The following is a 7573-nucleotide window of genomic DNA, read 5'->3' on the forward strand; positions in this document are numbered from 1 at the left end:
TTGAATTCCTCGACATCGGTCGCGGTGATCGGGGACGCTTCGCACGATGACCAGAATCGACGACACACCGCCCACGTGGGACGAGCGCGCCCAGCTCACCACGTTTCTCGACTACGCACGTGACACCGCCCGCGCCAAGTGTGACGGCGTCTCCGCGGAGAACGCCCGCAAGGCGATCCTGCCGGGCTCACCGCTGATGACCATGAGCGGAGTGCTCAATCACCTCCGCTGGGTCGAGTACTACTGGTTCCAGGTGGTCTTCCTCGGCGAGGAGGACCAGGGTCCCTGGACCGATGACGACCCCGATCGCGAGATGCGCATCGCCGTCGATTTCCCGCTCGCCCAGTTGCTCGGCGAATACGCCGAACAGAGCGCCCGCTACCGCGAACTGGTTGCCGGGAACGGCCTGGACGACCGGGCCGAGCGATCCGTCCGCGACGGTCTCCATGTCGACCTCCGCTGGATTCTCCTGCACCTCACCGAGGAGACGGCCCGCCACAACGGCCACCTGGACATCCTGCGAGAGCTGCTCGACGGCACGACCGGCGGCTAGATCCGACGCATGTGCCCCGGCGTCCCCGGGGAAGAGACCGGCGCACTGGGCGGTAACGCCCTCGCGCGGTGCGCCGGTTGACCGGGGAGCGGCATCCACACTCACGGGCTTGTCCCACCATGCCGGGCGCTCGGTGCGCCGTCCCGGTCGTCGACCGGGACGGGTGGTGCCCGGGAACTGGCGGCTGGCGGGAGCGCTCTATGAGTGGGCGGTTTTTATGTACCGGCCGCTGTCGTGCCCGGCCTAGGTTCGGCGCATGACGGAGATCAGTTACCGGGCGGCAGACGACTGCGTCCTGTACGCCACCACCATGGGAGAAGGCCGGCCACTCGTCCTGATGCATGCAGGCGGCCCCGATCACAGGAGCATGCTCCCCCTGGCCGAACGACTGGCCGACCGCTGCCTGGTCGTACTTCCCGACCTACGAGGTTATGGACGTTCGGTCTGCACGGACCCGGCCCGCTATTCCTGGTCCCAGTACACGGACGACACAGTCCGGCTCCTTGACCGTCTCGGGCTCTCCGGAGCCGTACTTGCCGGCGCGGGTCTGGGTTCCACGATCACGCTCCGGACCGCGGCGGCTCATCCGGAGCGAGTCCGGGCCGCCGTTCTGATCGGGGTCGAGGACATCGAGGACGACGAGGCGAAGGAAGCCGAGATCCGCTTCCTCGACGCTTTCGCCGCCCGTGTTGCAGCCGACGGAATCGAGGCCGGCTGGGAGCCCGTCCTCGCCGATTTTCCGCCCGTCGTCGGGGCCATGGTGCGCGACGCCATACCCCGGTCGACCCCCGCCAGCATCGTGGCCGCGGCAGCCATCGGCCATGACCGTTCCTTCCGGAACGTCGACGAACTCTCCACGATCACGACGCCGACCCTCGTCTTCCCTGGGACCGACCCGCGTCACCCAACCGCTCTTGCCACAAGGGTTGTTGACACCCTCCCCAATGGGCAACTGGCCACGACTGCGATCGACGGCGCCCTCCAGACCGCCGAGGACCTGGCCCGCGCCATCGCGCCCGCCCTGCGCGTCTTCCTCCGGCCCTCTGTCGAGTAGGTGCTTGCGACCCTGCGGTCTGACCGCTCGACGGCCCACCGCTGCCATAGTGTGCCGATGAACACGACCCCGGATGGACGGCCTGTCCCGCCCGCGCACGCCGACGAGCGCGCCATGCTGGAAGCCTGGCTGGACTTTCACCGTGAAACTCTCGCCCTGAAGTGTTCGGGGCTCAGAGATGATCAATTACGACTCGCCGCGGTATCGCCGTCTTCGATGACGCTGCTCGGTCTCGTCCAACACCTGGCTGAAGTGGAACGCAACTGGTTCCAGCGCATATTCGCGGATCAGCAGGTATCGCCAGTATTCGCGGAGAGCGGCGCCGATGGTTTCGCGCTCCGGCCGGAACGAGGAATCGACGAGGCCATGGCGGCCTGGCAAGCGGAGGTCGACCGAGGCCGTGAGCTGATCGCTGACGCCTCGCTGGACGACTCCGGCAGTCTGTCCGAACAGGAAGCGGGCCAGGTTGGCGATCCGGGCGTCTCCCTGCGCTGGATCATGGTGCACATGATCGAGGAGTACGCACGTCACAACGGCCATGCCGACCTCATCCGCGAGGGCATCGACGGAGTCACCGGCGCATGAGGCGTGCTTGCGCGGTCACGAGGACCGCGCAAGCACGCACTCGGTTCCCGCTTCGAGCCGGCGGCGGCCTGCAGACCATCGTCGGCCTCCAGAACGCAAAGACCTCAGCATGAGATTCGTCGTGTCCCCGGCCGAGGCGTGCGCCGCCTTCGGGCTGCCGGGTGTCGTCCACGTCCCCCGTAACCGCACCCGGCACAACCAGCTGGACGACCGCACCGCGGCGCGCGCTCGGCATGTTCGCCGACCCCACGCTCGCGCTCGCTCCGGACACGGGGACGGTCACTGGAAGGCAGCGGCGAGGGCAGGGAACATCGCGTCGACGCACTCCGCGCCGAGATCACCGAGTTCGAACCCTCTTCCGTTCACGGATGAGGGCTCACAGTGGCGTCTGGCTTTCGAAGAGGTTTCGACGGCATTGGGCAGGGGCTGACCTTGGGCAGGGCCCCGTCCGGCGCACCCAGGTCGCGCAAAGGGCAGGCTCGGCCTTACACCGGGCCTATGAATGACAACCAAGAACAGGTACATCGCCCCGGCGAGATCGTCCCCGAATCGGGGATCTACGAGTGCGACTGCCAGCGGCATCACGGCTACAGCACCGACGTACGCGGCCACCGCTTCCCGCCTCCGCCCGAGGGGTGCACCGGCCATGGATGGAGGCTCAAAGACGCCGCGCACCCCGGCTCCTGACGGAACATGCACGAGACGCGGCGGCTGAGGACGAGCCACATCGACGGACCCGGAATCGCCCGAGTCCGTTCGGGACGTGGATTTCGCTACGAGGATGCCTCGGGCCGTCCCATCACCGGCCTCGCGGAGAAGGAGCGCCTGCGGGGGCTCGTCATTCCCCCGGCCTGGCAGGACGTCTGGATCTGCCCGTGGCCCAACGGGCACGTGCAGGCCGTCGGCACCGACGCCGCGGGCAGGCGCCAGTACCTGTATCACCCACGGTTCCGCGAGCGGCGGGAGCTCGCGAAGCACGACCACGTGCTGGAGGTCGCCCGTGCGCTCCCCGACGTGCGCGCGCAGGTGACGGAGGACCTCGGCCGCCGCGGTCTCTGCCGTGAACGTGTGCTCGCCTGCGCCGTCCGCCTGCTCGACCTCGGCTTCTTCCGCATCGGCAACGAGTCCTACCGGCGGGACAACGGCACGTACGGGCTGACCACCCTGCTGAAAGAACACGCCTCCTGCCGGGCGGGAGAGGTTTCTCTCACCTATCCGGCGAAGTACTCCAAGACGCAGAGCCGCGCGTTCGTCGATCCGCCCGCCTGCAAGGTTCTGCGCGCCCTGCTGCGCCGGGGCGGCGACAGCCGGCGTCTGTTCGCCTACTGGGAGGGCGGGGTCTGGCACGAGCTCGACGCCGCCGAACTCAACGACTACCTGCGCGACCGCGCGGGCAACGACATCACCGCGAAGGATTTCCGCACCTGGCACGCCACCGTCCTCGCGGCAGTCGCCCTCGCCGTGTCCGTCCGGGTCGCCAAAGAGTCCCGTACCGCACGCAAAGGCGCTGTCACCCGGGCCGTCCGCGAGGTCAGCGAGTATCTGGGCAACACACCCGCGGTGTGTCGGGCCTCGTACATCAACCCGCGGATCATCGAACTCTTCGACCAGGGCCGCACGATCGCCGATGCCCTCGACGAGCTGGGCGACGGCGCCACGTTCGGTCATCCGGCGACCCAGGGTGCCATCGAGAAGGCCGTATTGCGGCTGCTGGCGTGAAGCGGTGGCGGCGCCTGCGGCGAAGGGAGGAGCGTGCAGGTCAGAGGCGGTAGGCAACGGTCGCCCGCACTGGACCGGGGCGCCTCAGACCTCTCATAAGATCTGAGAGGTCACGCCGGGGGGCGGCAGGGGCGTGCTGGGAAGGAGCGGGCAGGTGAGCGGTGAGCGCGGGGCGTTCGGGGCTGCGTTGCGGGAGCTGCGGCTCGCGGCGTCGCTGACCATGGAGGGACTGGCGGAGGCGTCGGGGGTCAGCGTACGAGGCATCGGGGATCTGGAACGGGGGCGGCGGGCCGCTCCGCAGCGGCGCACGGTGGCAGCCCTCGCGGACGGACTCGGGCTGAACGAGGCGGAGCGGGAGCGGCTGCTGGCCGTCGCCCGCAGCGGCCGCGGCGGGGGCTACAACCCGGCCGGGGTGCGGACCTTCCCCCGCGGCATCGACGACTTCGTCGGCCGGGAGCGCGAGCTCGCGCAACTCGTCGCGCTCGCGGTGCGGGCCGCCGCCCCGACCGCTTCCGACGAGGACGGCGGAGCGCGGGGCCCGGCCGCCCACCCGGTGACGGTCGCGGTCTCCGGGCCGCCCGGCACCGGCAAGACCACGCTGGCGCTGCACGCCGCCCGCACGCTCGCGGAGCGTTTTCCGGACGGGCAGTTGGTGCTCGACCTGCGTGGCATGGACGACGAGCCACCCGGCCCCGCCGAGCTCATGCTCAGTGTGCTCAAGGCGTTCCAGGTGGCCGACCGGGACCTCGCGAAGGCCGGACCGCAGGGGCACCCCGGTCTGTACCGGCAGATGCTGGCCGACCGGCGGATGCTGCTGGTCCTGGACAACGCCCGCGACGAGGCCCAGGTGCGCCCACTGCTGCCGGGCGCCGGTGCGGGGATGGTCGTCGTGACGAGCCGGCGCATGCTCACGGGCCTCGAGAGCGTGCACCGACTCCCGCTGGGTGAGCTGAGCCCCGACGAAGCCGCCGCGTTCCTGACCACACTGGTCGGAGCGGAGCGCGCCGCGGCCGATCCGGCGGCCCTCGGCGAAGTCGCGTACCGCTGCGGCCATCTCCCGCTGGCACTGCGGGTGGCGGGCAACTGGCTGGCCACACGCACCGGCTGGTCACTGCGCCGCCTCGCCGACCGTCTGGCCCTGGACGAGCGGCGGCTCGACGCGCTGGCCGCCGGTGACCTCCGCGTCGCCGCCGCCTTCGAGCTGTCCTACCGCCAGCTCACGCCGACGGCCGCCCGCCTGTTCCGGCGCCTCTCCCTCGTCCCGGGGGCGGACACCAGCGCTCCTGCCGCCGCCCGGCTGACCGGCCAGCGGCTGTACGACGCGGAGGACACCCTGGAAGAGCTGGTGGAGGTCGGACTGCTGGGCAGCGACCAGGACCGCTACCGCCTGCACGACCTGGTGTGCCTCTTCGCCCGGACGCGGTTGGCGGCCGAGGAGGACACCGAGGACGTCCACCGGGCCCGCGCGGACCTGTACCGCTGGCTGCTGGAGACGACCGTGGTGGCGGGCCGCTGGTTCGAACCCGGCCACGGTGCGCCTTCGGCGGACTGGCAGGGGTCGGTCGACCTGTCCTCCGCCGACAAGGCCCTTCAGTGGCTCAAGGCCGAGGGCGACAACTGGCTGGCCGCCCTGCGCGCGGCCGCGGCGGTCGGCGAGCACGCCCGGGTGGTGGAGGTGGCCGAGGCACTGCACTGGTTCTCCGACCACTGGATCTTCTGGGGGCACTGGCCCGAGGTCTTCGGCACCGCGGTACGAGCCACACGGGCCCTGGACGACCCGCTCCTCGAAGCGACACAGCTCAACTATCACGCCTGGGCCCTCCTCCTGTGCGAGGGCCACTTCCAGGAAAGCCTCGACCGGTCCGCCGAGGCGCTGGCCGCCGCCAGGCGCGCGGGCGACATCACCCAGGAGGCCTGGGCCCACTTCTACAGCTCCTGGGCGCTGCGCAAGCTGGAGGAGTACGCGTCGGCCGTCGAGCACATGGAGCGGGCCGGGCGTCTCTTCGAAGCCGCCGGTGATCTGCACGGCAGCCTCAACTCCCAGCACGGACACGCCCTGACCCTGTCGGAGGCCGGCCGTGCCGAAGCGGCCCTGGAGTCCTTCCGGGGCACGCTCGCCTTCCTGGACCGGGTGGGAGATCGCATCGCCTCCCACATCGCGGACTTCGTGCGGTCCGGGCTGCACTCCGGCATGGCGCACAGCCTCGCCCAGCTGGAGAAGTGGGAGGACGCCGTCGAGCACCGCCGCATCGCGGCGGACCTCTGGCGCGACGCCGGGAACACCACACAGGAGAGCAGCGAACTCGTCCGTCTCGGCCTCCTCCTGCTCTCCGCCGGGCAGGCGGCTCAAGCCCGCGAGGCCTTCACCCGCTGTCTCGCCCTCGGCCCCGACGCCGCTCCGCAGGCCGTGACCGACGCCCGGCGCCATCTCGCCGAGACGTCTCAGGAACAGTAGCCCCGGCCGAAGCGTCCGGTCTTTGCTCTGCGCGCACGGGCCCGTTCCCTCGGCGCACCGCGCGGGGCCGGACCACCGGCACGACTTTCTGCCTGTTTTCTGCCTGGAGAACGGCATAGTGCACTGATTGTCTGGACATGGCGGAGAAACCGGGCGTCGACGTTGCCGCCGGGACATCCGCGCAGGACCAGGCACCGACTCCCGGCCCGGATCCATGTGCGCTGCGGATCCGAGTTCTCCGCCATGGGTGTGCACGGAGAGGAGAGCCGGATGAACCCGGTGCTGACCACTGACGCGGTGTCCGAGAGCGAGCAGCTCGACTGCTGGCGCACCGCAATGACCAGGGCCCTGGCGCCCGTGGCCGTCACACGCGGCGGCGACGGCCCGTTCACCGGCCGGATCACCACCGCGCAGGTGGGATTCCTCCGTGTCTGCGCCGTGGAGGCGGACGCGCACCGGGTCAGTCGGACGGCGTCGCACATCGCGCGCTCCGCCGACCAGTTCGTGGTGATCGGCGCCCAGGTGTCGGGCCGGACCGTCCTGACCCAGGACGGCCGTCGGGCCGACGTGGGCCCGGGCGACCTCTTCGCGTACGACACCGCACGTCCGTACTTCCTGGACCACCCCGAGCGGTTCGCCACCCGGCGCGTCCACGTGCCACGCCGCGCGCTGGGCGTCCCCGACGAGGATCTGCGCCGCGTCACCGGCACCGCGATCGGCACCGGCCACGGCTGCGGGGCGGTCCTGAAACCCGTCCTGACCACGCTGGTCGACTCCGCTGACGCGTACTCCCCGGCGGTCGCGGGCCGACTGGCCTCCAGCCTCGTCGATCTCTTCGCCGTCCTGGTGGTGGAGAACGCCCGGAACGCGCGGGCCGAGGCGGACAGCTCGCGCAGCCACCTGGTGGTGCGCATTCGCGACCACATCGACCGGCACCTGGCGGATCCGGCCATGTCACCGGAGGACATCGCGAAGGCCCACCACATCTCCGTGCGCTACCTCCACCGGCTCTTCGAGGACGAGGGCATCACCGTCGGCCGGCTGGTCCAGCGCCGTCGGCTGGAGGAGTGCGCCCGTGAACTGGCCCGCGGCGGGCGCGGCATACCCTCTGTGTCGTCCGTGGCGCAGCGGTGGGGGTTCGTCAACCCGGCCCGCATCCGCGCGGTGCCCCTGATACCGAGGCCCGATGCGACCTGCTGCAGCTCGG

7 protein-coding genes are annotated in these 7573 nt (G+C 70.7%); all 7 read left to right on the top strand.

The features are described from left to right. Window positions 1-46 precede the first annotated feature (46 nt). Entirely contained in the window at window positions 47-553 is a 507-nt protein-coding gene (locus AB0J02_RS33335; RefSeq protein WP_363197545.1) for a DinB family protein, read from the top strand. A gap of 256 nt (window positions 554-809) precedes the next feature. Then, window positions 810-1607, top strand: a complete 798-nt coding sequence (locus tag AB0J02_RS33340) for an alpha/beta hydrolase (RefSeq protein WP_363197546.1) — start codon at window positions 810-812, stop codon at window positions 1605-1607. A gap of 57 nt (window positions 1608-1664) precedes the next feature. Then, window positions 1665-2192, top strand: coding sequence for a DinB family protein (locus AB0J02_RS33345; protein ID WP_363197547.1), 528 nt, complete (start codon window positions 1665-1667; stop codon window positions 2190-2192). Window positions 2193-2690: 498 nt separating this feature from the next. Next, entirely contained in the window at window positions 2691-2879 is a 189-nt protein-coding gene (locus AB0J02_RS33350; protein ID WP_363197548.1) for a hypothetical protein, read from the top strand. 6 nt (window positions 2880-2885) lie between these two features. Next, window positions 2886-3911: a DNA topoisomerase IB gene (locus tag AB0J02_RS33355; protein ID WP_363197549.1), complete on the top strand. Its 1026-nt coding sequence runs from the start codon at window positions 2886-2888 to the stop codon at window positions 3909-3911. A 154-nt stretch (window positions 3912-4065) separates the two neighbouring features. Next, window positions 4066-6366 carry a helix-turn-helix domain-containing protein gene (locus tag AB0J02_RS33360; protein WP_363197550.1) on the top strand — a complete coding sequence of 767 codons (2301 nt, stop codon included), beginning with the start codon at window positions 4066-4068 and terminating at the stop codon, window positions 6364-6366. Between the two features lie 270 nt (window positions 6367-6636). Beyond that, window positions 6637-7573, top strand: a 937-nt coding sequence (locus AB0J02_RS33365) for a helix-turn-helix domain-containing protein (protein ID WP_363197551.1), incomplete at its 3' end; no start/stop codon positions are given.

It is taken from the genome of Streptomyces sp. NPDC050264 (assembly GCF_040655895.1).
Taxonomy (GTDB): Bacteria; Actinomycetota; Actinomycetes; order Streptomycetales; family Streptomycetaceae; genus Streptomyces.

Coding starts and splice junctions, on each gene's coding strand:
- AB0J02_RS33340 (WP_363197546.1), top strand. CDS start 810: ATGACGGAGATCAGTTACCGGGCGGCAGACGACTGCGTCCTGTACGCC.
- AB0J02_RS33335 (WP_363197545.1), top strand. CDS start 47: ATGACCAGAATCGACGACACACCGCCCACGTGGGACGAGCGCGCCCAG.
- AB0J02_RS33350 (WP_363197548.1), top strand. CDS start 2,691: ATGAATGACAACCAAGAACAGGTACATCGCCCCGGCGAGATCGTCCCC.
- AB0J02_RS33345 (WP_363197547.1), top strand. CDS start 1,665: ATGAACACGACCCCGGATGGACGGCCTGTCCCGCCCGCGCACGCCGAC.
- AB0J02_RS33355 (WP_363197549.1), top strand. CDS start 2,886: ATGCACGAGACGCGGCGGCTGAGGACGAGCCACATCGACGGACCCGGA.